The organism is Aliiroseovarius crassostreae, assembly GCF_001307765.1.
GTDB lineage: Bacteria > Pseudomonadota > Alphaproteobacteria > Rhodobacterales > Rhodobacteraceae > Aliiroseovarius > Aliiroseovarius crassostreae.
In genome coordinates this window covers 485,976-508,941 of record NZ_LKBA01000004.1, presented here as the reverse complement: position 1 = coordinate 508,941, position 22,966 = coordinate 485,976, and the positions used below count along the sequence as shown (strand labels likewise).

The 22,966-nt window shown below is 56.3% G+C and carries 35 protein-coding genes; 34 read left to right on the top strand and 1 reads right to left on the bottom strand.

Features of this window, described 5'->3' with window-relative positions:
- Positions 1 to 305: 305 nt before the first annotated feature.
- Positions 306 to 1,106, bottom strand: coding sequence for a LexA family transcriptional regulator (locus tag AKJ29_RS04685; protein WP_082392514.1), 801 nt, complete (start codon positions 1,104 to 1,106; stop codon positions 306 to 308).
- On the opposite strand from AKJ29_RS04685, the gene AKJ29_RS04680 reads away from it, so the two are divergent.
- The 34 genes from AKJ29_RS04680 (at position 1,099) to AKJ29_RS04515 (ending at position 22,962) form a co-directional block, all read left to right on the top strand.
- On the top strand, positions 1,099 to 1,374 hold the full coding sequence (locus AKJ29_RS04680) for a hypothetical protein (RefSeq protein ID WP_055188382.1): 276 nt from the start codon (positions 1,099 to 1,101) through the stop codon (positions 1,372 to 1,374). The genes AKJ29_RS04685 and AKJ29_RS04680 overlap by 8 nt on opposite strands.
- On the top strand, positions 1,374 to 2,096 hold the full coding sequence (locus AKJ29_RS04675) for a helix-turn-helix domain-containing protein (protein ID WP_055188380.1): 723 nt from the start codon (positions 1,374 to 1,376) through the stop codon (positions 2,094 to 2,096). The genes AKJ29_RS04680 and AKJ29_RS04675 overlap by 1 nt, the downstream gene beginning before the upstream one ends.
- Positions 2,093 to 2,902 carry a ParB/RepB/Spo0J family partition protein gene (locus AKJ29_RS04670; RefSeq protein WP_055188378.1) on the top strand — a complete coding sequence of 270 codons (810 nt, stop codon included), beginning with the start codon at positions 2,093 to 2,095 and terminating at the stop codon, positions 2,900 to 2,902. The genes AKJ29_RS04675 and AKJ29_RS04670 overlap by 4 nt, the downstream gene beginning before the upstream one ends.
- A complete protein-coding gene (locus AKJ29_RS04665; protein ID WP_055188376.1) occupies positions 2,899 to 4,830 on the top strand; it encodes a transposase domain-containing protein in 1,932 nt (643 codons plus the stop codon). Before AKJ29_RS04670 ends, AKJ29_RS04665 begins: the two co-directional genes overlap by 4 nt.
- Positions 4,831 to 4,850: 20 nt before the next feature.
- Positions 4,851 to 5,867, top strand: a complete 1,017-nt coding sequence (locus AKJ29_RS04660; protein WP_055188374.1) for an AAA family ATPase — start codon at positions 4,851 to 4,853, stop codon at positions 5,865 to 5,867.
- The gene (locus AKJ29_RS04655; RefSeq protein WP_055188372.1) at positions 5,864 to 6,424 is read left to right on the top strand and encodes a helix-turn-helix domain-containing protein; all 561 of its coding nucleotides are present in this window, start codon (positions 5,864 to 5,866) and stop codon (positions 6,422 to 6,424) included. The genes AKJ29_RS04660 and AKJ29_RS04655 overlap by 4 nt, the downstream gene beginning before the upstream one ends.
- Positions 6,425 to 6,454: 30 nt before the next feature.
- Positions 6,455 to 7,138: a DUF3164 family protein gene (locus AKJ29_RS04650; RefSeq protein WP_055188370.1), complete on the top strand. Its 684-nt coding sequence runs from the start codon at positions 6,455 to 6,457 to the stop codon at positions 7,136 to 7,138.
- Positions 7,128 to 7,370: a hypothetical protein gene (locus AKJ29_RS04645; RefSeq protein ID WP_139231298.1), complete on the top strand. Its 243-nt coding sequence runs from the start codon at positions 7,128 to 7,130 to the stop codon at positions 7,368 to 7,370. The genes AKJ29_RS04650 and AKJ29_RS04645 overlap by 11 nt, the downstream gene beginning before the upstream one ends.
- A complete protein-coding gene (locus AKJ29_RS04640; protein ID WP_055188366.1) occupies positions 7,363 to 7,560 on the top strand; it encodes a hypothetical protein in 198 nt (65 codons plus the stop codon). Before AKJ29_RS04645 ends, AKJ29_RS04640 begins: the two co-directional genes overlap by 8 nt.
- Positions 7,557 to 7,988 carry a hypothetical protein gene (locus AKJ29_RS04635; RefSeq protein WP_055188364.1) on the top strand — a complete coding sequence of 144 codons (432 nt, stop codon included), beginning with the start codon at positions 7,557 to 7,559 and terminating at the stop codon, positions 7,986 to 7,988. Before AKJ29_RS04640 ends, AKJ29_RS04635 begins: the two co-directional genes overlap by 4 nt.
- Positions 7,985 to 8,623, top strand: coding sequence for a regulatory protein GemA (locus tag AKJ29_RS04630; protein ID WP_055188362.1), 639 nt, complete (start codon positions 7,985 to 7,987; stop codon positions 8,621 to 8,623). Before AKJ29_RS04635 ends, AKJ29_RS04630 begins: the two co-directional genes overlap by 4 nt.
- Positions 8,620 to 9,030: a hypothetical protein gene (locus tag AKJ29_RS19840; protein ID WP_055188360.1), complete on the top strand. Its 411-nt coding sequence runs from the start codon at positions 8,620 to 8,622 to the stop codon at positions 9,028 to 9,030. The genes AKJ29_RS04630 and AKJ29_RS19840 overlap by 4 nt, the downstream gene beginning before the upstream one ends.
- A gap of 73 nt (positions 9,031 to 9,103) precedes the next feature.
- Positions 9,104 to 9,715 (top strand): holin-associated N-acetylmuramidase, encoded by a 612-nt coding sequence (locus tag AKJ29_RS04620; RefSeq protein WP_055188358.1) that lies wholly within the window; start codon positions 9,104 to 9,106, stop codon positions 9,713 to 9,715.
- Between the two features lie 67 nt (positions 9,716 to 9,782).
- Positions 9,783 to 10,367: a holin family protein gene (locus AKJ29_RS04615; RefSeq protein WP_055188356.1), complete on the top strand. Its 585-nt coding sequence runs from the start codon at positions 9,783 to 9,785 to the stop codon at positions 10,365 to 10,367.
- 2 nt (positions 10,368 to 10,369) lie between these two features.
- Positions 10,370 to 10,681, top strand: a complete 312-nt coding sequence (locus AKJ29_RS04610; RefSeq protein ID WP_055188354.1) for a hypothetical protein — start codon at positions 10,370 to 10,372, stop codon at positions 10,679 to 10,681.
- Positions 10,678 to 10,899, top strand: coding sequence for a TraR/DksA C4-type zinc finger protein (locus AKJ29_RS04605; RefSeq protein ID WP_055188352.1), 222 nt, complete (start codon positions 10,678 to 10,680; stop codon positions 10,897 to 10,899). Before AKJ29_RS04610 ends, AKJ29_RS04605 begins: the two co-directional genes overlap by 4 nt.
- A complete protein-coding gene (locus AKJ29_RS04600) occupies positions 10,889 to 11,320 on the top strand; it encodes a hypothetical protein (RefSeq protein WP_055188350.1) in 432 nt (143 codons plus the stop codon). Before AKJ29_RS04605 ends, AKJ29_RS04600 begins: the two co-directional genes overlap by 11 nt.
- Positions 11,293 to 11,664, top strand: a complete 372-nt coding sequence (locus AKJ29_RS04595) for a DUF2730 family protein (RefSeq protein WP_055188348.1) — start codon at positions 11,293 to 11,295, stop codon at positions 11,662 to 11,664. Before AKJ29_RS04600 ends, AKJ29_RS04595 begins: the two co-directional genes overlap by 28 nt.
- The gene (locus AKJ29_RS04590) at positions 11,661 to 11,978 is read left to right on the top strand and encodes a VpaChn25_0724 family phage protein (RefSeq protein WP_055188347.1); all 318 of its coding nucleotides are present in this window, start codon (positions 11,661 to 11,663) and stop codon (positions 11,976 to 11,978) included. Before AKJ29_RS04595 ends, AKJ29_RS04590 begins: the two co-directional genes overlap by 4 nt.
- 4 nt (positions 11,979 to 11,982) lie before the next feature.
- Positions 11,983 to 12,546, top strand: a complete 564-nt coding sequence (locus AKJ29_RS04585) for a DUF3486 family protein (protein WP_055188345.1) — start codon at positions 11,983 to 11,985, stop codon at positions 12,544 to 12,546.
- The gene (locus AKJ29_RS04580) at positions 12,546 to 12,779 is read left to right on the top strand and encodes a hypothetical protein (protein WP_055188343.1); all 234 of its coding nucleotides are present in this window, start codon (positions 12,546 to 12,548) and stop codon (positions 12,777 to 12,779) included. Before AKJ29_RS04585 ends, AKJ29_RS04580 begins: the two co-directional genes overlap by 1 nt.
- Positions 12,776 to 14,449 carry a hypothetical protein gene (locus AKJ29_RS04575; protein WP_055189025.1) on the top strand — a complete coding sequence of 558 codons (1,674 nt, stop codon included), beginning with the start codon at positions 12,776 to 12,778 and terminating at the stop codon, positions 14,447 to 14,449. Before AKJ29_RS04580 ends, AKJ29_RS04575 begins: the two co-directional genes overlap by 4 nt.
- Positions 14,449 to 14,667, top strand: a complete 219-nt coding sequence (locus tag AKJ29_RS04570; RefSeq protein WP_055188341.1) for a hypothetical protein — start codon at positions 14,449 to 14,451, stop codon at positions 14,665 to 14,667. Before AKJ29_RS04575 ends, AKJ29_RS04570 begins: the two co-directional genes overlap by 1 nt.
- Before the next feature lie 10 nt (positions 14,668 to 14,677).
- Positions 14,678 to 14,980 carry a hypothetical protein gene (locus AKJ29_RS04565; RefSeq protein ID WP_139231296.1) on the top strand — a complete coding sequence of 101 codons (303 nt, stop codon included), beginning with the start codon at positions 14,678 to 14,680 and terminating at the stop codon, positions 14,978 to 14,980.
- A complete protein-coding gene (locus AKJ29_RS04560; protein ID WP_055188336.1) occupies positions 14,973 to 16,547 on the top strand; it encodes a DUF935 domain-containing protein in 1,575 nt (524 codons plus the stop codon). The genes AKJ29_RS04565 and AKJ29_RS04560 overlap by 8 nt, the downstream gene beginning before the upstream one ends.
- The gene (locus AKJ29_RS18610; RefSeq protein ID WP_074963585.1) at positions 16,540 to 17,781 is read left to right on the top strand and encodes a phage head morphogenesis protein; all 1,242 of its coding nucleotides are present in this window, start codon (positions 16,540 to 16,542) and stop codon (positions 17,779 to 17,781) included. The genes AKJ29_RS04560 and AKJ29_RS18610 overlap by 8 nt, the downstream gene beginning before the upstream one ends.
- A 347-nt stretch (positions 17,782 to 18,128) precedes the next feature.
- On the top strand, positions 18,129 to 19,184 hold the full coding sequence (locus AKJ29_RS04550) for a phage protease (protein ID WP_055188333.1): 1,056 nt from the start codon (positions 18,129 to 18,131) through the stop codon (positions 19,182 to 19,184).
- Between the two features lie 35 nt (positions 19,185 to 19,219).
- Positions 19,220 to 19,612, top strand: coding sequence for a hypothetical protein (locus AKJ29_RS04545; protein WP_055188332.1), 393 nt, complete (start codon positions 19,220 to 19,222; stop codon positions 19,610 to 19,612).
- Between the two features lie 41 nt (positions 19,613 to 19,653).
- Complete coding sequence (locus AKJ29_RS04540) at positions 19,654 to 20,568, top strand: Mu-like prophage major head subunit gpT family protein (protein WP_055188330.1); 915 nt, start codon at positions 19,654 to 19,656, stop codon at positions 20,566 to 20,568.
- Between the two features lie 74 nt (positions 20,569 to 20,642).
- The gene (locus AKJ29_RS04535; protein WP_055188328.1) at positions 20,643 to 20,906 is read left to right on the top strand and encodes a hypothetical protein; all 264 of its coding nucleotides are present in this window, start codon (positions 20,643 to 20,645) and stop codon (positions 20,904 to 20,906) included.
- A gap of 82 nt (positions 20,907 to 20,988) precedes the next feature.
- A complete protein-coding gene (locus tag AKJ29_RS04530) occupies positions 20,989 to 21,414 on the top strand; it encodes a gp436 family protein (protein WP_055188326.1) in 426 nt (141 codons plus the stop codon).
- Positions 21,414 to 21,893, top strand: coding sequence for a phage virion morphogenesis protein (locus AKJ29_RS04525; RefSeq protein ID WP_055188324.1), 480 nt, complete (start codon positions 21,414 to 21,416; stop codon positions 21,891 to 21,893). The genes AKJ29_RS04530 and AKJ29_RS04525 overlap by 1 nt, the downstream gene beginning before the upstream one ends.
- Entirely contained in the window at positions 21,890 to 22,426 is a 537-nt protein-coding gene (locus tag AKJ29_RS04520) for a hypothetical protein (protein WP_055188322.1), read from the top strand. The genes AKJ29_RS04525 and AKJ29_RS04520 overlap by 4 nt, the downstream gene beginning before the upstream one ends.
- Positions 22,426 to 22,962, top strand: coding sequence for a phage baseplate assembly protein V (locus AKJ29_RS04515; protein WP_055188320.1), 537 nt, complete (start codon positions 22,426 to 22,428; stop codon positions 22,960 to 22,962). Before AKJ29_RS04520 ends, AKJ29_RS04515 begins: the two co-directional genes overlap by 1 nt.
- Positions 22,963 to 22,966: the final 4 nt, after the last annotated feature.

Below are 22,966 nucleotides of genomic sequence, written 5' to 3'. Positions count from 1 at the left end.
TAGGAATGGCACAAACCACGCTGCCTGCCCATTTGGAAAACTTGCATTGGCATTTCTGACTGCGTTTCGAGCGGCACTCGAAGAGTTTTCAAAAAGCTTTCAAAGACCAATTGAATAAGGTGCGTTTGATTTTGAAAACCCTTCGAAACGCCTGGCGGTTTTGAAAATGGCCGTCACGAAAGGTAGGGCAAATCCGCCCACCTCGGCTCTCAGCCGGTTCAAACCGCTTGTAGCTTTGTGAAAAAGGGCGATCTGCACGGTATTGCCTCAGGACTGGATTTTCAAAGGTAGGGTTGAAAATCTGCTCACTTCGACCAGCTTTGCGCCGCCCATACCACCTTGCCCAGGATCTCGAAATCCGCGCCTTCTGGATTGCGAAGATGCATCAAAGGCAGATCGAGTTTTTCATAGATCATATAGATGCTTTGATCTTCGCCGCGCGTGAGGTTGGCGACTTCGACATGTTCGCCCAGACGATAGGCAAAGACCGCCCGACCATTGGCGATTTCCCGGTCACGCTGATCAATCAGAACCGTCATTCCATTGGGCATGAGCGGTTCCATCTTGTCGCCCTGGATCACCACCACAGCGAGGTGTGCGGGATCGAGGCCGAGCATATCTAAGCGGGCGGATGAAAGCGCGATTTCATGCTGGCGGAGTTTGGCTTGTGCTCGGTCGAAATGCACTTCGGACAGTTGGTCTTTGTGGATGCTGACTTTGATCAGATCACTCTCGCTTTCATCCAGCTTGTAGTTGATCTGATCGTCATCACCATGGCGTAGGATATCGCCGATTTCGACGCCTGTGAGTTTGCAGAACTCTAGTAAAATCTCAAATTTCGGCTCTGATCGATCATTGAGCCAGTTGTTGAATGTACTTCTTGCAGTGTCCAAACGCGAAGCCATCGCAGCTTCACTGAAGCCGCGCGTTTCCATCGCGTTTCGCATCCGTTTTCCGACACCATCCATGCCTCTCTCATCGCAAACAAATTTTGATTCGAGAAGCCCGAAAAATCGGAAAGCGTTAATTCCGAATATTTGGGTTGACCACAATTCCCATTTTTGCATAAGATCAATCAAACCAAAAATGAGGAACGCAATGCGCAAACATGTCCGAAACCCCTCCCCTGGCGAATGGCTTCATCAAGCCATTATGGGCGCCCTGAAGGGGCGCGGTGTGAAGCTGGAAGACTGGTGTAAAGAGAATGGCATCACGTCCCCCACGGTGCGCACCTACACCTATGGTTTGAATGCTGGCCCCCGCAGTAAAGAGATGCTGGAAAAGCTGATCGATGATGCCGGTCGTGAAAGCGTTCTGGCGATGTATCAACACCGCCTTTTTGAGCAGGCTGAACAGTTCAAGAAGGCATCGTGATGAAACAAGGTTTTGGTGAGCGCATCCGCTCCGAAATGAACACTCAAGGGCTGACTGATCCTATGCTCGCGGCGGATTTGGGGACACATACCCGTAATCTCAATAATTGGATCAATGAACGCTCTGAGCCCAAGTTTTCAACGCTCTGCGCAATCGGTGAAGAGCTTGAATTGAACCTGCACTGGATCCTGACCGGCGAAGGCCCGATGGAGCCGCCTACGAATACCACCTGCCCGGCAAACCTGCCTCACCCCACGCCTACAGGGGACCAGAGCCGGGCCACTTCCCCCGAAGGAGGCACCTCGTCGCCTTCGGGGGCTTTTACAACGCCCCACAATATGACTGATGAAGCTAAAGCCCAGGAGCGCCTAGATCGTGATCGGCGAGTGCGTCTTGCGGCAACTGTTGCGCGCAACAAACAGCGCCAAGAGGACTTGGAAATCATCCGCAAAATCGAGGCGCTGACGAAAGAATTTCGCACCTACTCTCATTCCCGCCCGACACTCACGGAACACCCGATGGGCGGTGAAGGTGCTGGGTCGGACGCCTATTTGGAGAAGATCAAGATCGGACCAGATCAGCGTTCAATCTACCACGATCTGACCGAAGAGCGTCCGATCTGGCACCGACTTTATCAGACGCTGGCTGTGGCTCTGTTCTGGTTCATCTGGGCTGTAGGTGTCTGGGCCATCATCTATTTCAGTTTGGAGGCGCTGAAATGAGGGATCTTCCAGGAGGTTATGAGGCCGAAATCAGCCTTGATCTGATTGATGTAACGGAACGCCTACGCGAACTGGACGAGGGTGCGGCGCAACAGCTTGCGCTTGCAATTGGGAAGAACGGCTTGATCAATGCGATCACCCTGCGCCCATCTGATCATGGCCGTTATGAACTGGTGGCCGGTCGCCACCGCCTGCGGGCTCACGAAATCCTTGACCGCGAAACGATCCGGTCCTTTGTGCGTGAACTGACCGATGATGAAGCCGAGATCCTTGAGATCGAAGAGAACGTGTTTCGCACCGATCTGTCGGCTATTGAGCGTATCAAATCTGTGGGTCTCTGGGTGCAGTCGTTTCGCACGGCGCATCCCGAACTGAAACACGGCGGGGATCGTGGAAATCAACACACAGGAGGCAAGTTGCAAACTTTGCAACTTGCCAGACCAGACGAGATCTTGGCGCAAAAAACCGGAAGGTCGCAACGCAGCATCTATGACGATGTGGCAATCTTTGATGCGCTTGGCGAAGAGGCGCTGACCATGTTGGCGTCGAGCCAAATTGCGGACAACGCCTCGCAGCTCAAGGCCCTTTGCAAACTGGAACCTGATCACCGCGAAGCCTGCGCAGAGGCGCTTGCTGGTGAGGCGTTCAAGTCGGTGAGTGAATGGCGCGCAGCGGTTGGTGATCAACGGCCCAAAGACGAGCTTTCCCCAAAAGAAAAGTGGCTCCAGCAGATGGGCAAGCTGTGGGGAGAAGGCAAAAAGGGGTGGCGTGACGAGTTCTTGCGGGAGATCGGAGAACAGGCATGAATGAGTGGTATTCCATAGCGGATCTGGTGGCGTTGAACCATGTGTCACTTCCCAAAGACAAACGCGGCATGCTTCGCTTTGCTGAAGATGGCCGTTGGAACTTGGATCCGAACCGTTGTCGTGAAGTGAATGGCAACGGCGGTGTCCGCAAGGAATACCATTACACCCTTCTGCCAGCCCTTGTGCAGGCCCACATCATCAACGCTGCCATGATCGCAGAAATTGCCGAGCATGAGGTGGATGAACGCGCTGATCTGCGGTCGCAGTCGCTTTGGTATCGGTATCAGACCGCGCCCGCTGGTAGTCGCGAAAAGGCGGAGGCGCGCCTGGAGATTATCCACCAATTGGTGAAGCTGCGCGAAACCCAACCGGACAGCTATGCCATGGTTCTGGTTGAGGCAAAAACCGGCACACCGATCCGCACCTTGTATCGCTGGCTTGACCTGATTGCAGGTGAACGGCGCAGCGATTGGCTTGCGGTACTTTTGCCCGAATTCAAAGGCCGCACGTCCAAGGCAGAGTGTGACCGCCGCGCTTGGGATATGCTGGTCAGCGATTATCTGCGCCCAGCCGAACCCAGCTTCGCAAGTTGCTATGCCCGGATGAAGGAAGCGGCAGAGGCCCATGAATGGGGGCCGATCCCAACCAAACCGACGCTCAAGCGCCGGATTGAGAGCGAGATCGGCATGGCGGCGATTACGATGGCTCGCAAAGGTCAGAACGCAGCGGCGCAGCTTTTCCCGGCCCAGACGCGCGACAAAACCGTGTTTCATGCGATGGAAGCGACCAACGCGGACGGCCACGTGTTCGACGTGTTTGTCAAATACGAGGATGGCACAATTGGCCGCCCCTGCCTGATCGGTTTCCAGGACGTTTATTCCGGAATGGTGCTGAGCCATCGGATTTCACGGACTGAGAACAAAGAAACCACCCGCCTCGCGATCCTGGACATGATCGAAAGCTGGGGCATTCCTGAGCATGTCTATTTTGACAATGGCCGCGCCTTCATGTCGAAGTGGATCACCGGGGGTATGAAACATCGTTTTCGCTTCAAGGTGAAGGATGAGGAGCCCAAAGGGGTGCTCACCCAACTTGGCGTCACAGTTCACAACGTCACGCCCTATCACGGTCAGGCAAAGCCGATTGAACGTGCCTGGCGCGACATGGTCGACAGGATCTCGCGCCACCCTGCGTTGGAAGGTGCGTTCACCGGGAACAATATCAACGCCAAGCCCGAGAACTACCGCTCACGCGCTATCCCGATCGAAGAGTTCCGCGCGTTTGTTGCGCAGGAGATCATGCGCCACAACACCCGTACCGATCGCAATACCCAGACCGCAAAAGGCCGGAGTTTTGCGGAAGTCTTCAAGGAAAGCCTGGATCGCCCCGAAGTGGTGGTGCAACGCGCCTCGGCCCTTCAGCTCCAGTTCTGCATGTTGGCTGGCGAGGGCAAGGCCGCACGGCGCGGCAATGGCGAGATCTATCTCGCTGACAACCGTTATTGGAGCGAAAAGCTGATTGCCCATGCTGGCCGCAAGCTCATGGTTCGATTTGATCCTGAGAACCTGCATGACGATCTCTTTGTCTACACCATGGATGGGGTGTTTATTGACCGCGTGCCCTGCATCGAAGCCGTCGGCTTTAACGATGCTGCAGCGGCCCGCGAGCATGCCCGGAAGAAGCGGCAATTCATGAAGGCGCAGCGCGAGCTCCTGGAGCTAGGCCGTCTTTTGACCGCCGCCCAGGTGGCCGCACAAATCCCGGATCCCGATCCTATCCAGATCGAACTTCCAAAGGTGGTGGGGCTGAATACCTCAATGCCCGCCCCTGGCGAACTTTCAAATCAAGATGTTGGCGAAGCCTTCGGGCGTGGCGTGGCTGCTTCGCTTGGTGTGTCCAGCATCTTTGATCACCCCAGCAAGAACTAACCCACTGAGGAGAGCAAGCAATGAATGCGCATATGGAAACTGGCAAAGTGAATGCCTGGCCCGTCCCGAAAGGTGCCCCTGATGGGGTTGAAGGGGATCTGTTAGAGCGCTGGAACAGCGCCACGCACCGGGTGGCAAAATACGCTGCCGAAAATGGCTGGAGTAAATCTGAGGTTGCCCGTCGCTCGGGTGTCGCCATGGGGACGCTCTCCGGCTGGTATGACGGCACCTACAAGGGCCGTTATGATACCACCACTCAGAAGATGGAAAACTGGCTGGCGGGTGTCGAGGATGCCGCAGAGGCCATGTCAGCTCTGCCGGTGGATCCGGGGTTTGTTCAGACCCGCGTGGCCCGTGAGCTCTTCGAGACCTTCACCTATGCGCAAGCATTGCCCACGATGGCGGTGGCTACAATCAAATCGGGTTTTGGGAAAACCTGCGCCGCAGAGCATTACGCTGCCACTCGTCCGCATGTGTTTCATCTAGAACTTAGCCCGTCGAGCCATAGCCCGCACACACTTAAGATTGAGATCGGTGAATTGCTGGGGCTGGACACCTGTTACGGAGCCGGATTGAAAAAAGCGATTGTCGAAGCCTTGAAACGCGACGGGTTCAGCGCACTTCTGATCATCGATGAGGCCCAATATCTCAACGAAGACGGGATCAACGAACTCCGCCATTTCCATGACCGGTCCAAATGCGGTCTGGTTTTGCTGGGCAACGATGAAAAGAAGACCCCCTACGCCAATGCCAGCAAAGACAAAGGGTCTGCGCAGATTGCGCGCCGTGTCGGCAACCGTTTGTCGGTCATGAAGCCCTACGCCGAAGATATCGAAACTTTCCTGAATGCCTGGGGGATCGAGGATCCGGAGCTGCGCAAAGTTGGCACCAAGATTGCCCAAAAGCCGGGTGCGCTTGGCTCGCTGATCCAAACGCTGAAGGCGGCGTCAATGATCGCGAATGGCATGGGCGTCAGCCTGACCCCGGAAATCCTACGCGCTGCCTATGAGCGCCGTGGTGAGGGAGTGGTCGGATGAACTATTGGCGCCCCTACAAAAAGATCCTGGAAGTGATTTGCCGTGAGCATGACGTGACCCTTCTGGATCTTAAGTCCAGTTCCCGCTTGCCTGAATTTGTCCTTGCCCGGTCGGAGGCATGCTGGTTGGCAAAATCTCTAACCGATATGTCGCTGAGTAACATTGGGCATGGAATGGGTGGTCGTGATCACGCAACGGTTACGAACCTCATCAACAAGGCGCAGGCCAAGGTGGATAAAGATCCTGAATACCGCCTTCGCCTGGGGGAACTGAAAAGCCGACTTGAGGTGCAGATCCGGGGCACCGGCAGCGGCCACCAGCTTGTCGACGGCCAACCGGTACTTCAGCCGGAAGAGTGCAAAGATCCGCTGGGGATTGCACGCCGCATTCTTGGCCGCAACGCCTCCAAGAACCCGCTGACCACAAATGAACTGGAGCTGCTGGCTCGTTACCTGCTGGCCGCGGACGACGAGTTGCGTCGCACCAAAGGGCTGGCAACGCAGATGAGTGGGCTTCTGAAGCAATTTGGGGAGATGCCTGCTGCAAAGGCGGGCTGACCCAACAACCCTTAATAGGAGACAGTTTCAATGTCGAGCTACCTCACGAACGACAAGGGTGAAATCACCCACTACATCAATGGCAAGGGCCATCAAGTGCCGGCCCGCATCATGAAACCATCAGACGTTTTGGTGGATAAAACCGTGCGTGATATTCATCAGTTTGCGACTGATCTAATGAGCCAAATCGCTCGTTTTCGCGAACATACCTATGACGATCTGAACGCACTTACGGCCCTTCTTGGTGAGCAGTATGGCATCAAAATGCGTGGGCTGCGCGAGGGTGGGCGAGGCAATGTCAGCTTCAAATCCTTTGACGGCCTTCTGAAGATTGAGGTCAGTATCCATGACAAGATCGAATTCGGCCCCGAGCTGAAGGTCGCAAAAGCGCTTGTGGATGAATACGTCCAGGAAGTGAGTGAAGGGGTTCCTGATGAATTGCAGGCCCTTCTGAACTATGCCTTCGAAGTGGACAAACAGGGCAAGGTGAACCGTTCAGCGCTCTACGCAATGCGCCGCTGGAATATCGATCATCCGACCTGGGAGCGCGCTATGGAGGCTGTGAAAGACAGCCAGCGTGTAGAAGACACCCGCCAATATGTCGTCATTTCGACGCGTGAAAACATCAGCACTAACTTCAAATCGATGCAGATCAATTTGGCAAATGCCGAGGATCTGTCCAGTGATGGGTCAGGGGGCGACGATGCAGCATAACGTCAACTGCCTGGTCAACTCGGATGACATGCTAGTTTTGGTCCGCGAGGCCATGGTTGGGCTCAACGATGTGCTGGTTTCCGAGGCGACACTGGATGCGTTGGTCTACGAGCTTGGCGCAAAAATCAACGCGCGCTTTGAAGTGGTGCCGGTGATCGACGATTTCAAACCCGAACTTGGCTCTATCAGCTTTTCTTTGGAACTGCGGAAGAAAGGGGCCGGTCATGGCTGATGCTCGTTTCACCGAACCCGAGATGATCGCCCATTCAGCCAGCGCCATGCGCAAGATCGACGCGCGCGGCAAGCGTGGTGCCGAAATGGTGACACACACCGAAATCGTCGCAATGGCCTGTCTGATCCACCTCATGTCCAAGCGCATGGTGCCGATCCAGGACGCTTTTGCAAATGCGGAGAAGGTATGATGAACCTCGCAAGTGTAGCGCAAAAACTCTTTGACGAAAATCTGCGGCTAGATGAAATCGTCTGGCTCGCTGGTGCGGTAGAAGGCTTTTCAAATGATGACTTCTTTGAAGAAGTTATCTTGGACGCGATCGAAGGCGCCTCCCATCTCCACAAAACCATGGCAGTGTTCAATAGCGCCCCTAAATGGGCCTGTGACGAAGAAGGTTTTTTGGAATGGATTGCCCAAAAAGGTCTTTATGGGTTTGTTGTAAAAGTCCAAACTCCCAAGCCTGTCCACTTCCACCCAAATGGCTACACCAGCTATGGCTTCGGGATGTCCTCCGGCACATACATCTATGTTGAAGACATTTCTGATGTGGTCCCGCTTGCAATTGATTGGCGGAACAACCGTATGGCTGTGTGGCGCGAGCAGGGCATGGCGTCATGAGCGCCCTCAAAGCCATCCATGCCAAGCGTCGACAGGTTCATTCTTTAAAGGAAGATGATGCCTGGCGCGATTTTGTTGAGAAGCACACGGGCCAGCGTTCGACGCGTGGCCTGTCCCCGAAACAGACCAAAGCATTGCTCGCGGCTCTTGATGCAATGGGCGCAACCCGCACGTCAAAGCGCAAACCGATCTCTGGCCCTTATGCCAAAAAGATCCAGGCTCTCTGGATTGCATGTTGGAACATGGGGCTCGTCAAATCCCGCGATGATCGATCGCTGAACCGCTTTGCCGTTCGCCAGGCCAAGGTCGGCCACGCCAATTGGATCCGGGAACCGGAAGATGCAAAGGCAGTGATTGAGGCGCTGAAAAAGATGCTGGAGCGCAAGGGTGTTTCTTGGGCAGATCGTCGCCTCGCACCAGCATACACCCGCCTACCGGGGTACAAGATCACGCTGGCGCAGTGGTGGCTTGTCCAGGGCGTGAACCCGCCGTTCTCCGGTCTGAAGTTTGACGATTGGGTATTCCAGCAAACGGGCATTCCGATGTCTGAATGCACCCATGAGAATTGGATGGACCTCATGAATACCTTGGGTAGAGTGGTTCGGCGTCTCGAAGTTGAGGAGATGAATTCGTGAGCTTCTCCTGGCTTCCACCTTTGCTGGCAGAGATCGCCGAGGCGGCGGGGCTGGATGCTGCCCTGGCGATGGCCGATGCCCGTGGTGGAAGTCGCATTTCCCTTCCGGCCCATCCCAAGGAAAACCACTGGCTGGTGGGTGCCGTGGGACGTGATGCCGCCGAAACCATCTGCGCGTATTTCCGCACCGGCTACGGCGGCAAGGGCGGCGTGGTTCTTGATTTGCCATGCAGTCCCAATATGGATTTGGTCCGCCGTCGCAGAAAGATTGACGAAATGATTGCCGCTGGCGTATCAGCAGATAAGATCGCCGTTGCAACGGGCAGCCACCGGACAACAGTCTTCCGGCGCAAGTCAAAGAAGCAGGGCGCGACCCCGCGCTCGGATCATCCCGACCTCTTTGACTGATTTGGTAGCGGCGCTACCAATCTATTCGCTCACAACCAAAAGTAATTTCGGCTCATCAATTTGAAGGTGGGCCATGAAAACCGTTCGTGAAATCGCAGAAGAAATCGTTGGACGTGAAGGCGGGTATGTAAACGATCCCGACGATCCTGGCGGCGCAACCAATTACGGTGTGACTATCCACACCATGCGCCGTCTCAAGATCGACCTTGATCACAACGGCGTAGTGAATACGCGTGACGTGCGCCTTCTGTCGCGTGATCAGGCGGTTGATATTTTCATCCAGCATTACTTCCAGAAACCTCGGATCCACCTGTTACCGGAGGCGCTGCAAGCCACGGTTTTCGATATGCAGGTGAACGCGGGCTCCAACGCCGTGCGGATCCTTCAGCGCCTCTTGGGTGAGTTCCAGGAGCCCGTTGTGGCGGATGGGGCGCTGGGGCCGAAAACCGCAGCGGCGGCAAAGCGGGTGTACGCCCGCGCCGGAAATGCTCTGGTGGATGCCTATGGGGTTGCGCGCCGCAACTACTATTTCCGTTTGGCTGATCGCCGCCCGGCCTCTCGCAAATATGCGCGCCGTCGAAATGGCGGCAAAGGTGGTTGGATCCGCCGCGCCGAGGAGTTCATTTCCCCCCGTTACCACATGTCGGATGCGCAATTTGAAGCGCGCGTTGCCCGGTGGTCCTGATCGTCCCGTTTGATTGGCGCCTGTCCTTACAGATTGATGTGATTTGGCGCGAGCTAGGAGCAAAGAGATGAAACTGAATATCCTGAAAGGGCTTTTCGGCGGTGGCCGGAATGTGGTTGCGGAAACCGTTGGTGTGTTTCGTGCAAACACTGAGGCGGGCGCGCAGCGTGCCGCCAACTATGATCAGGCTGCGTTGGCCCAATATGCCGGTGAATTCCAGCATGCCCGCAAAGGCTTGTTTGATCGCTTCATGGATGGTCTGAACCGCCTGCCGCGCCCCTTGATGGTGATTGCAGTCTTCACGCTGTTTGCCATGGCAATGATTGATCCGCTTTGGTTTGCCGAGCGTATGCAGGGGCTTGCCCTGGTCCCGCAGCCGCTTTGGTGGTTTGCCGGGGTGGTGGTGTCTTTCTATTTCGGCGGGCGGTACCAGGTGAAATCACAGGAGTTCCATAAGTCCATTGCTGAGGCTACCCAACGGCTTCCTGTAGTCTTGGAGAATATCAAGCAGATCCGCGAATTGCGCCATGACAGCCCCGGTGTGGCCAATACCGGAACCGATACCGCATTGGCTGATGCTGTCCTTGATGAATTTGAAAATCCGGCGCTTGAAGATTGGAAAAACCCTCAACCTCCTAAACCAAGGCGTTGATCATGACGGCTGATGAAATCGTAAAGGATCTGTCGCAACGGCTGACCGCAGCCCAGATCTCTGAGATGGCCGCAAAGCTTCACATCGCAGCTGAGGCCATGATTGCCGAAGAGCTTGGACAGGGGGCTGAAGCCACGAAGGTCCATCTGGTAGAGACCTCCCTTTTACTGGCCGCAGCCTATGGCGATGCTTGGGGGTTGAATGTGTCAACAGGCGGTTGTGATGCCGCGCTGATGTTGAACAGTTTGGCGGAAGCCCACTCCAAAGAAACCATCCGGGATGTGGCAGAACAAACCTGTGAGGGGAGCGCATGAATGAGTGCCATATTGAAGCCGCAGAAGCCGCTGTGCAGCGCGAATGCGACAGCCTTGCCAACCGCTCACGGGCAGTTGTTGAGGGCACGGGGTCGGTCGAATGTATCGACTGTGGTGAAGAAATCTCCGCCGCGCGCCGTGCGGCAGCCCCCTTTGCCACACGTTGTCTGGCATGCCAGAACCACGCGGAACAGAGTGCTCGTCGCTATGGCCGGTGAAGCTTTGAAACCGCTCCTCCGCCGCCTGGCCGCATTCGTCTTTTATGACGAGGTGCGCCTGTTTGAGATCTTCTCGATGCTTAACCTGTTTGCCTGGGCAAAGGTGCTTTTGCTGCAACCCGAGCTTTTGCACAATGAAGCCTATCGCGGATTTGACGCCGTGGCTGCTGTGCTCTGGGCCTATTTCTTTGGCGGTGTTGCGATGCTTCAGATCATCGCAATGCTGAACCGTCGCCGGTATCGGATGGAGCTGCGCTTTGTTGCTATGGCCCTGGCTGCCGGATCCTGGAGCGTCATCGCTTGGAACTTCTGGGCCACTTCTCTCTCAACCACCGCCAATCTCAATTACACAATTCTCGCTCTCGCGTGTGCAGTATCAGGGTCGTATCTCGCATGGAAAAGCACCTCCTCGCAATTTTAGAAGACGGTGGTCTTGTCGGCGCCCTCGTTGTCTTCGCCGTGTTGGCGGTGGGCTTTGTTCTTCGCTACAAAGGCTGGCTGTTTTCCGAGCGCAAGAATGTCGTGTCCAGCACCCAGTTGGGAGAGCTGACAACGGAAGTGCAGGCATTGAAGGCCCGCGTCGGCCAAGTCGAAGAAGACGTGCTGAAACTGCCAAGCCGTGATGATCTGCACAAGCTGGAACTGGCACACGCCGAGATGTTTGGGAAGATCAACCTTCTCGAAGAAACGGGCAAAGCCACCCAAGCGGGTGTGATCCGCATCGAAACCTATCTGATCAATCTCTCACAAGGGGCCGCAAAATGAGCCAGCTTTTTGACGGGTATTCCGACCATTTCAACGCCGAAGCCCGGCTGATCATCCTGCGCGCATTGTCGGAGGAAAAAGCCGGTCGGTTGAATTCCACCATGATCACCAAAGTTCTGGAAAGCTTCGCGATCAACCGGTCACGCGAGTATGTCCACACTCAACTGCGCTGGCTCGAAACCGAAGCGCAGGCCGTGATCTTGACTGAGGCGGGTTCGGTTCTGGTGGCTGAGCTCACCCAGCAAGGCGAAGATCACCTGGAGCGGCGCGCCAAGATTGAGGGGATCAGTAGCCCTTCACGCCGGAGGGCTTGACGTCATGGCGCGGCGCACGGGACGGGGCCGACTTTCCTCAATTGATCTTCTGCCACCCGAGGCGGACGGGATTGTTGCCTGGGCATTTCAGGAGCTGAAAGAGCGGGAGCGCACTCAGAAAGAGATCCACGAGGACTTCAACGCGCGCCTGGCCGAACTCGAGCTGGGCCCCATTTCTCTTTCGGCCTTCAATCGCCACTCAATCCGGCTGGCCTCGATGGCGCGCCGTCATGAAGAAGTGCGGGCGATCACCGCAGCGCTGACTGAGCGCCTGGATCCTGGGCAAACTGATGATCTGACCATCATCGCCGCCGAGACCATCAAAACGCTGATATTCGAATTGATGGAAGGTGACGCTGAGATTACGCCCAAAGGTGCAATGGAACTGGCCCGCGCGCTTCAGGCCGCGGTGAACTCGCAGAAGATTTCCGTCGATCGCCGCCGCGAGATGCAAGCCAAGTTTGAAGATGGCGTGGAAAGCGCCATTGATGCCGTAACTGCCGAGAAAGGTATGAGCGCAGACCGCGCCGCCGAGATCCGCCGCAACGTGCTGGGGGTGAAGAAGTGATGAAGGGCGAATTTCCGATCGGTTGGCTCTGGAAAGATCCGAAGGGCAGAAAGTCCATGGTCTTTGGGACCGAGGGCGAGGCGCGCGATGATGCCGTGTCCGCTGCGGTGAAGCGTCAGACCGGTCGGACAGAAGCTTTTGCACGGATGAGCGAAGATGAGCGGGTGCTGATCTGGCGGGGCCTTCAGCGGCAAGGCTGGAAGATATGCCGGCCAAAGGCGGTGTTTTCATGAGTGAGCCGGCTAACGATCCCAATGTCATCGCAGGGCCGCCGGTGCTCGATCGAGATCCGGCCAAGCTTCCTGATAGCTTTGTGCGTGGCGGTGAGATCCCCGAGGATCTGGACCCGCTGGCCGAAGGTATCCTTATGGCCCACCAGACTGAGTGGCTGGAAGATGACAGCGACTTGAAGCTGGCCGAAAAGGGGCGCCGCACCGGGATCACTTTTGCCGAGGCACTGGATGATACCTTGATCGCTGCATCGGCGCGATCGGCAGGTGGTGACAACGTCTTCTACATCGGCGACACCAAGGACAAAGGCCGCGAATTTATCGGCTACGTGGCGCATTTTGCGAAGGTCATCCAGGAAGAGCTCGTTGAAATCGAAGAGTTCCTTTTTGAGGACGAACAACCGGACGGCAGCACAAAGCACATTTCCGCCTTTCGGGTGAAGTTTGCCAGTGGCTATCGCGTTGAGGCCCTGTCATCCAACCCGGCTAACATTCGCGGCCTTCAAGGTGTGGTGGTGATTGATGAGGCGGCGTTCCACAAAGATGTGCGGGCCGTCATTGATGCCGTGAACGCGCTTCTGATCTGGGGGGGCAAGGTTCGGGTGATCTCGACCCATAACGGCGTTCTGAACGCCTTTAACGAGTTGATCCTGGAAGCGAAGGCGGGAAAGAACCCGTTCTCCGTTCACCACATCCCATTTTCAAAGGCTGTTGAAAACGGTCTCTATAAGCGCGTGTGCTATACCAAGGGTCGGGAATGGACACAGGAAGCCCAGGATGAATGGGAAGCCCTTATCCGTGGATCTTATGGGCCCCGCACCGCTGCCATGCGTCAGGAGCTTGACGCGATCCCGGCGGAGGCCGAGGGCGCAGCTCTCACCCGCGTGCAGATCGAAGCCTGCATGGAAGCGAGCATTCCGTTCAAACGCTGGGCTTGTGAAGATGATTTCAAAAACGCTTTGAAGGGCGTTCGAAAGTCGGCTGCGATGGATTGGTGCAAGAAAGAGCTGTTGCCGGTCCTGAAGGCACTAGATCCCACCAAACGGCACGTGATGGGAGAGGACTTTGCGCGTAGCGGCGACGCCACCGATATTGTGATTTTTGAGGTCGGGCATGATCTGGTGCGCCGCACCAAGCTGATTGTCGAGCTGCGAAACGTGCCTTTCGATCAACAGCGACAGATCCTCTTTTATGTCTGTGATCGGCTTCCACGATTTGCCAAGGGCGCCATGGACCGCACCGGCAACGGCGCTTACCTGGCTGAAGTGACCGCGCAGAAATATGGCGAAAAGATCGTCGAGGTCAGCTTTAGCCAGGAATGGTATCGGGTTGAGATGCCGCCCTTCATCACCGCTTTTAGTGACGGTTCCATTGTTCTGCCGAAGCATGACGATGTTCTTCAGGATCACCAGGCGCTGCAATTTGTGGGCGGGATCATCCGGGTTCCGGCAGATTTCCGGTTCAAAGGATCGGATGGGTTTGATCGCCACGGCGACAGCGCGGTTGCCGCTTCCCTGGCATTCTTTGCCAGCCGCCAGCCGGTCAGCACATACGAGTATCAAAAAGCGACGGCCGCCACCGTGAATGGCAACGATGACGATAGTTGGGACGGTCACTGGAGCGCCGAGATCGATGACCAGGACAATTTCAGGCGCGGTGGAGGGCTTTGGTGATGGTCAAGTGGCAATCAATGGATACCTATCCGGGGGGCAAGGCGCTGTTTTGGTGCACAGATGCATTTGGCGGTTATGCCGCTTACGGAGAGATCTGGGAGGCACCCAGAGATGATGGGCCCCGAATTTGGGACGATGAGGACCGTGGCTTTGCTTTGCTGCAAGATGTCAGCCATTGGGCCGAATGCCGTCCACCAATCTCTCCCGATCTGCATTGAGGTGATGAACATGAAAGTTGGAATGGACAAGGGCAGCGAGCACGGCGATTTCGGAGCAATGTTCATTGAGGCCAAGGTTGCGGCCTCAATGGGGCGCTTGGATGCCACAATGTTTGTGCGGTCAATCATTCATGATGGACGGGATCCCCTGTCTGTTCTTGTCGTCAAAATTGGGGATCAGGAGAGCTTCTTTCCGGTCGAACATGTGCATAGCGCATTGCAACAGGTTTGCCCTGAATTGGATGCAGAGCCGGAAGGTGAAGGCCGTTACCGAGCGAAGCCCGGATATATGAAAGGCGAAGACAATGGCTAAGGCACCCACGCGGAATTCGTCTGTCCTGGACAGCCAGGGCAACCCGATTAAAGTCTCGACCCTATCGCAGGAGCAGGCTCCGCCGACCATTACAGGGGTGCGCTCGCCATGGGCGGATGCAGTTGCACCTGGTCTCGATCCGGTGAAGCTCGCCCGCCTTTTGAAGTCTGCCAATGAAGGTGAAAACCAAGAGTTTCTTGCGCTGGCTGAAGAAATGGAAGAGCGGGATCCGCATTATGCGTCTGTTCTAGGGCAGCGTAAGCGGGCGGTTTCGGGTATCGACGCTATTGTCACTCCGGCCAGCAAAAGCGCACAAGATCAGGAAATCGCAGATGCGGTTGAAGATCTGGTGGCGACCCCGGAGTTTTCCGAACTGGTTGACGATCTCCTAGATGGGATCGCAAAGGGTTATTCCGCTGCACAGATCCTGTGGAATACAACGGCAGATCTGTGGACACCAGCCAAGTACGAGCATCGCGATCCGCGCCATTTTCAGTTTGACAAGAAGACTGGCAAAGAATTGCGGATCCGAGACGATGACAATGAAGACGGGTTGGAACTGCGCCCGCATTGCTGGGTCGTGCATCGCCCCAAACTGAAATCCGGCCTTCCGGTTAGGGGTGGTCTTGCCCGTGTCGTGGCTTGGGTCTTCATGCTCAAAACGTTTACGCTTCAGGATTGGGCTGCCTTTCTCGAAGTCTTTGGGATGCCGCTTCGCCTGGGGCGATATGACGACAGCTCTAGCGCAGAAGAAAAGCGGGTGTTGCTGCGCGCGGTGCGCGATCTCGGCTCTGATGCTGCAGCCATCATTCCGAAGGGAATGGAAGTCGAATTCATCGAAGCAAAGGGTGGAACAGGGAACGCCGCTTTCGGCGCCATGGCAGATTATTTGGACAAACAAACGTCCAAGGCTGTGATCGGCCAGACCATGACAACAGATGAAGGATCGAGCAAATCACAATCAGAAACTCACGATGAAGTGCGCGGCGATATCAAAAAGGCCGATGCGAAACAATTGGCTGCCACGATTAAGCGAGATATTATTGAACCCTTCGTGGGCTTCAATTGGGGATGGGGTGCGGCTGTGCCCGATCTCTCATTCCCCGTTGAAGATGCTGAAGACGTTGAAGCACTTACCAATGCGGTTGTAAACTTGGTGCCACTTGGGTTGCGGGTAGCCATGGCGGACGTCAGCAAGCGCCTGGGCTTTCGGGTGCCAGATGATGGTGAAGAGATCTTGCGCATTGCCTCCGCTGCACAATCAGATCCGGGGACCAGCCTTCAAGATCCAGCCCGAGCCCATGCCGTGAATTGCCCGTCCTGCGGTGGTACACATCGAGCATCGGCACATTCGGATGAAGACGAGTTAATCTCAGACGCGATCGGGAGTTGGGAAGCAGATGTTGGACCTGTGCTGGCCTCGATCATGACAGCGGCCCACGCCGCGTCCAGCTATGAAGAGTTCCAAGAAGCTCTTGACCAGATCAACCCCGACATGTCGGCCATGGCAGAGCGCCTGGCACCACTTCTGATGATCGCGCGGGGTGAAGGGGATCTGGATGCCTGATCCCGTCTTCACCGAAGCCCCTGAAGAGGTTACGCGCTATTTCGATGCAAAGGGCCAGCACCCGAGCTTTGACTGGCGCGACACCGCCCCACATGAACATGCCGTTTCGTTTACGGTCGCGAAGTCCGCCGGTTTCGATATCCTGGATGATATTCGGGGTGCGACCCAAGATGCGATCCGGAACTATAAGTCCTATGGTGACTTCATTGACGAGCTGGAGCCGATCCTACGAAAAAAGGGATGGTGGGGCAGACATGCCGTCAAGGATCCGATCACCAGCACGATCACCTATGCGCAGCTCGGATCGCTGCGCCGGCTGCGCACTATCTATTGGGCCAATGTGAATACAGCGCGCGCAGCGGGTGAATGGGAACGGATCCAACGCACCAAACGTGGCCTTCCATTCCTGGTCTATGAATTGTCAGTGGCTGAGAAGAAGCGCCCCGAGCACATGGCATGGGTTGGAATAATCCTGCCAGTTGATGATCCGTTTTGGCAGACGCATTACCCGCCCAATGGCTGGCTGTGCAAATGCCGGGTTCGTCAGGTCTCGCGCCGCGAAGCGGAGCGACTTGGCTATGATCCTGCCGCTAGTGGTCCCCAGATTGTCACACGGCCCTGGACAAACAAGCGCACCGGGGAACGGATCGACGTGCCAAAAGGGATTGATCCCGGTTGGCACACCAATCCGGGTGTCACGCGGGCTGCCAATGTACACCAATTTCTCACTGATCGGCTTGATGCGCTTCCTTCAGTATCGCGCAATGTGGCGGTGAAGGATCTGGTGGGGGCTCGTCCGTTTCGCGCTCTTGCAGGTGGTGATCTTCCGTATGCCGGTGCCGCCGATCGATCCCCGGCAAATTTAGAGCGTGGGCGAATGGCGTTGCCAGTGGCGGTTCTGCCTGAGAACCTGGTCAAAGATCTGGGCGCCAAGACACGCATTGTGATGTTCTCAAACGCCGATGCCCATAAGCAGATCAAGAAACGGGTGAGCAAATCGGGTGCCCAGCAGTTTGACGCCCCCGATTACCACCTGGTGCAACAGCTCATCGAAGAGGGCACACTTTACCAGGAACAGACTGCCGAGCGGGATGTGGTCATTCAGGGTGTGATTGAAGGCAAAGGGTGGCACATCGTGATCCGCAAGACCACGTCGGGTGAGGCGATCTTTCTGAAAAGCTTTCGCCGCATCGCAATTGAGCGGATGGGTGGGGATCGTTTGATTGAGATGTGAGATAGAGGCTGGGAGGACGCGAACTCCTCCTCGGGAATATACCCGCTCACGCGATTGGTCAGCCTCAAGACACAGATAGCAATTCAGAGGGCAGAATTCAATCACTCCAGCAAATTGGGGGCCATTTCAAAATATAGCCGCTGGGCGCTCTGAGCCTTCAAAGTGGCCCCACCATACCGAAAACCCCTTTCCCCCCCTTCAAACGCTTTCAAAAGGCTTTCAAAAACGATCCTTTTATGTTTGATGAAGGTAGAAAATCCACAATCATCGACGCCGCCGTGAAAACCTCGCTTTTGGTAGCAACGCTACCAATGTGCGGATTTGGGAGATGGGTCATTTCATGATCCATGAATACGCACCAAGCAACCCCCGATTTGATCTCGCATCTTGCCAGCGCCGAGCTGGGCGCCTCCTGTTTTCTGGAACGTGCCCTGGCATTTGAGCTGGACGATGCCGCCACCCCGGAAGCTCCGGACTGGATCCAGATTTTTCCGTCAGGCCCGGAGCTGAACGCAGTGGATGGCCGGGCGTGGAAAATGTCCGACCCGGATGCCTTCGTTGCGGCCCAAGATGTGTCAAAGGCGAAGCCGATCATGGTGGATTATGACCATCTGTCGTCTTACGCGCCCGATGATAACGGGGACCAGACGGCGGCAGGTTGGATCGAAGAGCTTGAAGTGCGTGATGGGCAGGTTTGGGCAAAGGTCGCCTGGACGATCCGTGCTGCCAAACAGATTGCCGAACGTGAATGGCGTTTTGTGAGCCCGGAATTCCGCGCCCACAAGAAAACCAAAGAAGTGGGCATTCTGGATGCCGTTGCTCTGGTCAATCGCCCTGCGTTTCAAATGAAAGCCCTTGCCCGGGCGCAAACCCCAGATGGAGATCCCAAAATGCTGAAAGCCATTGCCGCCGCGCTTGGCCTGAATGATGACGCGACCGAGGCTCAGATCCTTGACGCGATCAAAACAAAGGACACCGAGCTCGCCTCGGCCAAAGCCGCCCAAACCGTCCCGTCTTCGAAAGACTACATGCCCCGTGCTGACTATGATCAGGCAATGGCCCGCGCAGAAAAGGCCGAAGGTGAACTGGCCTCGGCGCAGGCAGAAAAGCGCGACGAAGAGGTGGAAGCACTGATCGACGGTGCGGTCGAAGCGGGCAAGATCGCCCCGGCCTCGAAGGCCCACTATGTCAAAATCGCCAAATCCGGCGATGAAGGATTCGAAGAGGTCAAAGCCCTCTGCGCCACCCTGCCGAAGGTTGTGGCCCCGTCTGACCTCGATGATGGCGATCTTGGCAAAGGCACCAGCAAGCTGACCGAGCTTGAGCGTGAAACCTGTGCCCAACTCGGGATCTCCGAAGAGGATTACCTGAAACAGCGCGCCGCCGACGAAGCGGCAAGCTAACCCTGCGCTCCCTTATCTGAAGGAAGGATTTGAATATGCCCACCACTGGTGAACGCAACACGCTCCACCGCGCCGGCGAATTTCTCAGCTATGCGCTGGCTCCCGGCGCTAAAATCAACAAAGGCGCAATCGCGTGCCTGGATGCCGGGCTGGCAAAGAAAGGCCATGCGGCAGTTGGCCTGGTCACGGTTGGTCGCGCAGAACACAGCGTGGATGAAGCCGCAGGTGACACCCAAGTCAAGGTCCGCCGTGGCAACTTCCGCTATCTGAATTCCGCCGGCGCTGACGAGCTGACCAACGCAGATGTTGGCAAGCCTTGCTATCTGGTCGACGACGAAACCGTGGCAAAGACCGATGGTGGTGGCACTCGCTCTGTGGCCGGCACGCTGCGCGAAGTCGAAGGCGGACAGGTCTGGATCGAATTCTGATCCTGACCGCCTAACCCAACTTCCCAATCAAGGACACAACTATGCCCGTTAAACGTCACACCTCTGTCTCCCACGCGGCCATTGCCGCTGCCACCACCGGCTTCAAAGCGACCTTCCAAAACGCTTTTGACGCCATTGAACCCACCTGGAAGAAGATCGCCGAAGAGGTGACTTCGACCACCAGTATGGAAACCTATGAATGGTTGGGTGCCATTCCTGGCATGCGCGAATGGATCGGCGAACGGTTCATCCATCGCCTGACCGAAAACGCCTACACCATCAAGAACCGCAAGTTTGAAGGCACTGTCGCTGTTGATCGTGACGCGATCGCCGACGGAAAACTTGGCACCTACAAGATCGCTTTCAAAGGTCTCGGCAAAAACGCCGCGAACCACCCTGACGAACTGGTGTTTTCTGCCCTGAAGAAGGGTTTTGTCGCCCGGTGTTTCGATGGTCAGAATTTCTTCGACACCGATCACCCGGTTTTGGTGGATGGTGAAGAGGTCTCGGTTTCCAACTTCCAGGATGGTGCTGGCCCGGCTTGGTATCTGCTTTGCACGTCCCAAGCGGTCCTGCCGATCATCTACCAGAACCGGGAAGATCCCGAGCTGGTGTCACACGATGACCCTTCAAAGTCGGCACACACCTTCTTGAATGATGAAATCCTGTTCGGTGCCAAATCGCGTGGTGAAGCTGGGTATTCCTTCTGGCAACTGGCCTTCGCGTCCAAGGCACCGCTGACCGCTGAAAACTTCAAGGCTGCGCGTGCCGCCATGGCGAGCCTGAAGGATGATACCGGGCGTCCGCTGAATATCATTCCGAACCTTCTGGTGGTTCCGCCGGAGCTGGAAGATGACGCGGACGAGATTGTGAAGGTCAAGCGCCTGGATAACGGCAAAGACAACAAGAACTACGGCAAAGCCGAAGTGATGATGACCCCCTGGCTTGCTGCGTAAGCTGGCCGGTTGTCAGAGCGGGCCTCTTGCGCATTCGGGGCCCGCTTCAACAACCGACCACTAGGAGAACTGAGATGGCGACGAAGTCCCAAACCCAATCCAAGGGCAACGCGAACAAGAAAGCTCCGGAGCCCCCGAAAGACCAAGACGCACCCGAGAACGAGAAAAAGGGTCTGCTCCTGTCGATTTCGAGTGTGCATGAAGGCGGGCACCGCCGTGCCGATATTCGTTGGCCGTTTGAAGGCAAGAATGTCTACGAGGATGATCTGAGCGAAGAGCAGATGAAAGCCATCAAAGCAGATCGCTTTCTGCGCGTGACCCTCGCAGACGAAGACTGAATACCAGCCGCGCCCGCCGACAGGCGCGATCAGTAGGAAGGCTGCAGCGGCGGGGCGGCCTTCTTTTTCACACAGGTGATCCATGCCCTACGCGACCCGTGCTGACATTGTGAAAATCTACGGCGCCGAGTTTCTCTCGGATATCACGCCCGTGGATGTTGACAGCCCGGAAGAGACTGTTGACCAGGCATTGGAAGATGCCTCGGCTGAGATTGATAGCTATCTCTCCAAGCAATATGACCTGCCGCTGGCTGGATCACCCAAAGCCCTGCGCCGCCCCTGCATCGATATCGCTGCTTATATCCTGGCGAACACCCATGCCCGGCTGACCAATGCCATTGAAACCCGGTATGAACAGGCGATTTCACTTTTGACCAAGATCAGTAAAGGCGTTGTTGGACTTGGGGTGGATGAACCGCGTGCGGTGGTGGAAGGGTCCACCAGTGGCGCTGCATCGGGTGCGGATTTCATCGCGCGGCCGCGCCGATTTGGCCGGGGGCGTTCCTGATGGCTGATCTCGCCATGGATATGCAGCTCAATGGCCTGAGTGCGGCCACACGCGCAGTAGAACGCGTGGCCGGCTGGGATCGCTTTGAGCTCCTGGAGATCATTGGTCGCCTCATGCAACTTCAAACCCGCCGCCGCCTGCGATCGGAAAAGATCGGGCCCAATGGTGAGTTGTGGCCGCATAATCGCAAAGCTTCTGCCCCGCTTTATGAAACCGGCGCACTGCATGACAGCATCGACTATGTGGTGGGGGCTGGTGAGATCAAGGTGGGATCACCGTTGATCTACGCGGCCATCCATCACTTTGGCGGGGTCATCAAGCCGAAGAAGGCCAAGTTTCTGCGCTTCATGGCAGGTAATAAGGCGATCTATGCAAAGAGCGTAACCATTCCAGCCCGGCCTTACATCGGGGTCAGCCCCGACAACGCGGCGGAGATTGAAGGCGTGGTCACGGACTTTGTCCAGGAGCTCCTGCAATGAAGATCTCGGATTTTCTAAAGGCCATCAAGGCGGATCTTGCCAAGGCACCCGAGCTCGATGCGGTCCGTGATCTTGAGATTACCCCGGGCAAGTTCAATGCGTCGGAGATCGCGCGGCAGAGTTTCAAAACCCCTGCGCTTCGCGTTGCCTTCCTTGGTGCACCGAAGACACAGGCAAAAGCAGACAGCACCCGGCAGTTTAATGGTGCATTTGCAGTATTTATTATGACCGAGGGGCGCGATCGGGATCTGGAAGGCATCGATCTTGTACAAGCTGTGGCCGAGCGGATCGAGATGAACCGCTTCGTGGATGACATGCCCGTTGGGGACCCCACAAACCAGCGCATCGATGTGCTTTATACCGGCGAGGTGGATGATACCGGGCTTGCACTCTTTTCAGTGTCCTGGACGCAGACCATGCGCCTTGGGAAAAGTCAGGGCCTCGCTGATTTTGACGATCCTGCAGCGGTGATCTCTGAAGGAACCGTGCTCAACACTGACATTGATATCACCCAGCTTCCGGAGGGTATGTGATGGCGGATCTTGCAACACAGATCGCCCGGATCGTGGGATCTATCGCTGAGCTTCAGCGCAAACAGGCGAATGTGGTTCGCTCTGGCAAGGTGATTGAGGTTGATGCCGCTAATCAGCGGGTGAAAGTTGATTTGGGTGACAATGGCAGCTCGTTCTCTACGCCATGGATCCCCTGGACCGAGCGCGCCGGTGCCCGCAAGACATGGAACCCACCCAGCGTGGGTGAACTCATGACCGTGCTTTCGCCTGGCGGTGAAATCAACGGCAACTCTCTGGCCGTGCATGGTGGCTTTACAGATGAGAATGCCCCGCCGTCAGCCAATGGCGATGCTCTGGCCTTCAGTCTCGGCGACGTTGCGGTGGAAGTGATCGGCGGTGGTGTCACGCTCACTGTGGGGGGCGTCACACTTTCGATCACCGGAGCCGGGCTTGCCATCAATGGCGGTAAGGTCGCCCATAACGGTACTGACATTGGCGACACACACAAACATTCCGGGGTCTTGTCTGGCCCCGTCCAAACCGGAACGCCTGTTTAAGGAG

Coding starts and splice junctions, on each gene's coding strand:
- AKJ29_RS04680 (WP_055188382.1), top strand. CDS start 1,099: ATGCGCAAACATGTCCGAAACCCCTCCCCTGGCGAATGGCTTCATCAA.
- AKJ29_RS04675 (WP_055188380.1), top strand. CDS start 1,374: ATGAAACAAGGTTTTGGTGAGCGCATCCGCTCCGAAATGAACACTCAA.
- AKJ29_RS04670 (WP_055188378.1), top strand. CDS start 2,093: ATGAGGGATCTTCCAGGAGGTTATGAGGCCGAAATCAGCCTTGATCTG.
- AKJ29_RS04665 (WP_055188376.1), top strand. CDS start 2,899: ATGAATGAGTGGTATTCCATAGCGGATCTGGTGGCGTTGAACCATGTG.
- AKJ29_RS04660 (WP_055188374.1), top strand. CDS start 4,851: ATGAATGCGCATATGGAAACTGGCAAAGTGAATGCCTGGCCCGTCCCG.
- AKJ29_RS04655 (WP_055188372.1), top strand. CDS start 5,864: ATGAACTATTGGCGCCCCTACAAAAAGATCCTGGAAGTGATTTGCCGT.
- AKJ29_RS04650 (WP_055188370.1), top strand. CDS start 6,455: ATGTCGAGCTACCTCACGAACGACAAGGGTGAAATCACCCACTACATC.
- AKJ29_RS04645 (WP_139231298.1), top strand. CDS start 7,128: ATGCAGCATAACGTCAACTGCCTGGTCAACTCGGATGACATGCTAGTT.
- AKJ29_RS04640 (WP_055188366.1), top strand. CDS start 7,363: ATGGCTGATGCTCGTTTCACCGAACCCGAGATGATCGCCCATTCAGCC.
- AKJ29_RS04635 (WP_055188364.1), top strand. CDS start 7,557: ATGATGAACCTCGCAAGTGTAGCGCAAAAACTCTTTGACGAAAATCTG.
- AKJ29_RS04630 (WP_055188362.1), top strand. CDS start 7,985: ATGAGCGCCCTCAAAGCCATCCATGCCAAGCGTCGACAGGTTCATTCT.
- AKJ29_RS04620 (WP_055188358.1), top strand. CDS start 9,104: ATGAAAACCGTTCGTGAAATCGCAGAAGAAATCGTTGGACGTGAAGGC.
- AKJ29_RS04615 (WP_055188356.1), top strand. CDS start 9,783: ATGAAACTGAATATCCTGAAAGGGCTTTTCGGCGGTGGCCGGAATGTG.
- AKJ29_RS04610 (WP_055188354.1), top strand. CDS start 10,370: ATGACGGCTGATGAAATCGTAAAGGATCTGTCGCAACGGCTGACCGCA.
- AKJ29_RS04605 (WP_055188352.1), top strand. CDS start 10,678: ATGAATGAGTGCCATATTGAAGCCGCAGAAGCCGCTGTGCAGCGCGAA.
- AKJ29_RS04600 (WP_055188350.1), top strand. CDS start 10,889: ATGGCCGGTGAAGCTTTGAAACCGCTCCTCCGCCGCCTGGCCGCATTC.
- AKJ29_RS04595 (WP_055188348.1), top strand. CDS start 11,293: ATGGAAAAGCACCTCCTCGCAATTTTAGAAGACGGTGGTCTTGTCGGC.
- AKJ29_RS04590 (WP_055188347.1), top strand. CDS start 11,661: ATGAGCCAGCTTTTTGACGGGTATTCCGACCATTTCAACGCCGAAGCC.
- AKJ29_RS04585 (WP_055188345.1), top strand. CDS start 11,983: ATGGCGCGGCGCACGGGACGGGGCCGACTTTCCTCAATTGATCTTCTG.
- AKJ29_RS04580 (WP_055188343.1), top strand. CDS start 12,546: ATGAAGGGCGAATTTCCGATCGGTTGGCTCTGGAAAGATCCGAAGGGC.
- AKJ29_RS04575 (WP_055189025.1), top strand. CDS start 12,776: ATGAGTGAGCCGGCTAACGATCCCAATGTCATCGCAGGGCCGCCGGTG.
- AKJ29_RS04570 (WP_055188341.1), top strand. CDS start 14,449: ATGGTCAAGTGGCAATCAATGGATACCTATCCGGGGGGCAAGGCGCTG.
- AKJ29_RS04565 (WP_139231296.1), top strand. CDS start 14,678: ATGAAAGTTGGAATGGACAAGGGCAGCGAGCACGGCGATTTCGGAGCA.
- AKJ29_RS04560 (WP_055188336.1), top strand. CDS start 14,973: ATGGCTAAGGCACCCACGCGGAATTCGTCTGTCCTGGACAGCCAGGGC.
- AKJ29_RS18610 (WP_074963585.1), top strand. CDS start 16,540: ATGCCTGATCCCGTCTTCACCGAAGCCCCTGAAGAGGTTACGCGCTAT.
- AKJ29_RS04550 (WP_055188333.1), top strand. CDS start 18,129: ATGAATACGCACCAAGCAACCCCCGATTTGATCTCGCATCTTGCCAGC.
- AKJ29_RS04545 (WP_055188332.1), top strand. CDS start 19,220: ATGCCCACCACTGGTGAACGCAACACGCTCCACCGCGCCGGCGAATTT.
- AKJ29_RS04540 (WP_055188330.1), top strand. CDS start 19,654: ATGCCCGTTAAACGTCACACCTCTGTCTCCCACGCGGCCATTGCCGCT.
- AKJ29_RS04535 (WP_055188328.1), top strand. CDS start 20,643: ATGGCGACGAAGTCCCAAACCCAATCCAAGGGCAACGCGAACAAGAAA.
- AKJ29_RS04530 (WP_055188326.1), top strand. CDS start 20,989: ATGCCCTACGCGACCCGTGCTGACATTGTGAAAATCTACGGCGCCGAG.
- AKJ29_RS04525 (WP_055188324.1), top strand. CDS start 21,414: ATGGCTGATCTCGCCATGGATATGCAGCTCAATGGCCTGAGTGCGGCC.
- AKJ29_RS04520 (WP_055188322.1), top strand. CDS start 21,890: ATGAAGATCTCGGATTTTCTAAAGGCCATCAAGGCGGATCTTGCCAAG.
- AKJ29_RS04515 (WP_055188320.1), top strand. CDS start 22,426: ATGGCGGATCTTGCAACACAGATCGCCCGGATCGTGGGATCTATCGCT.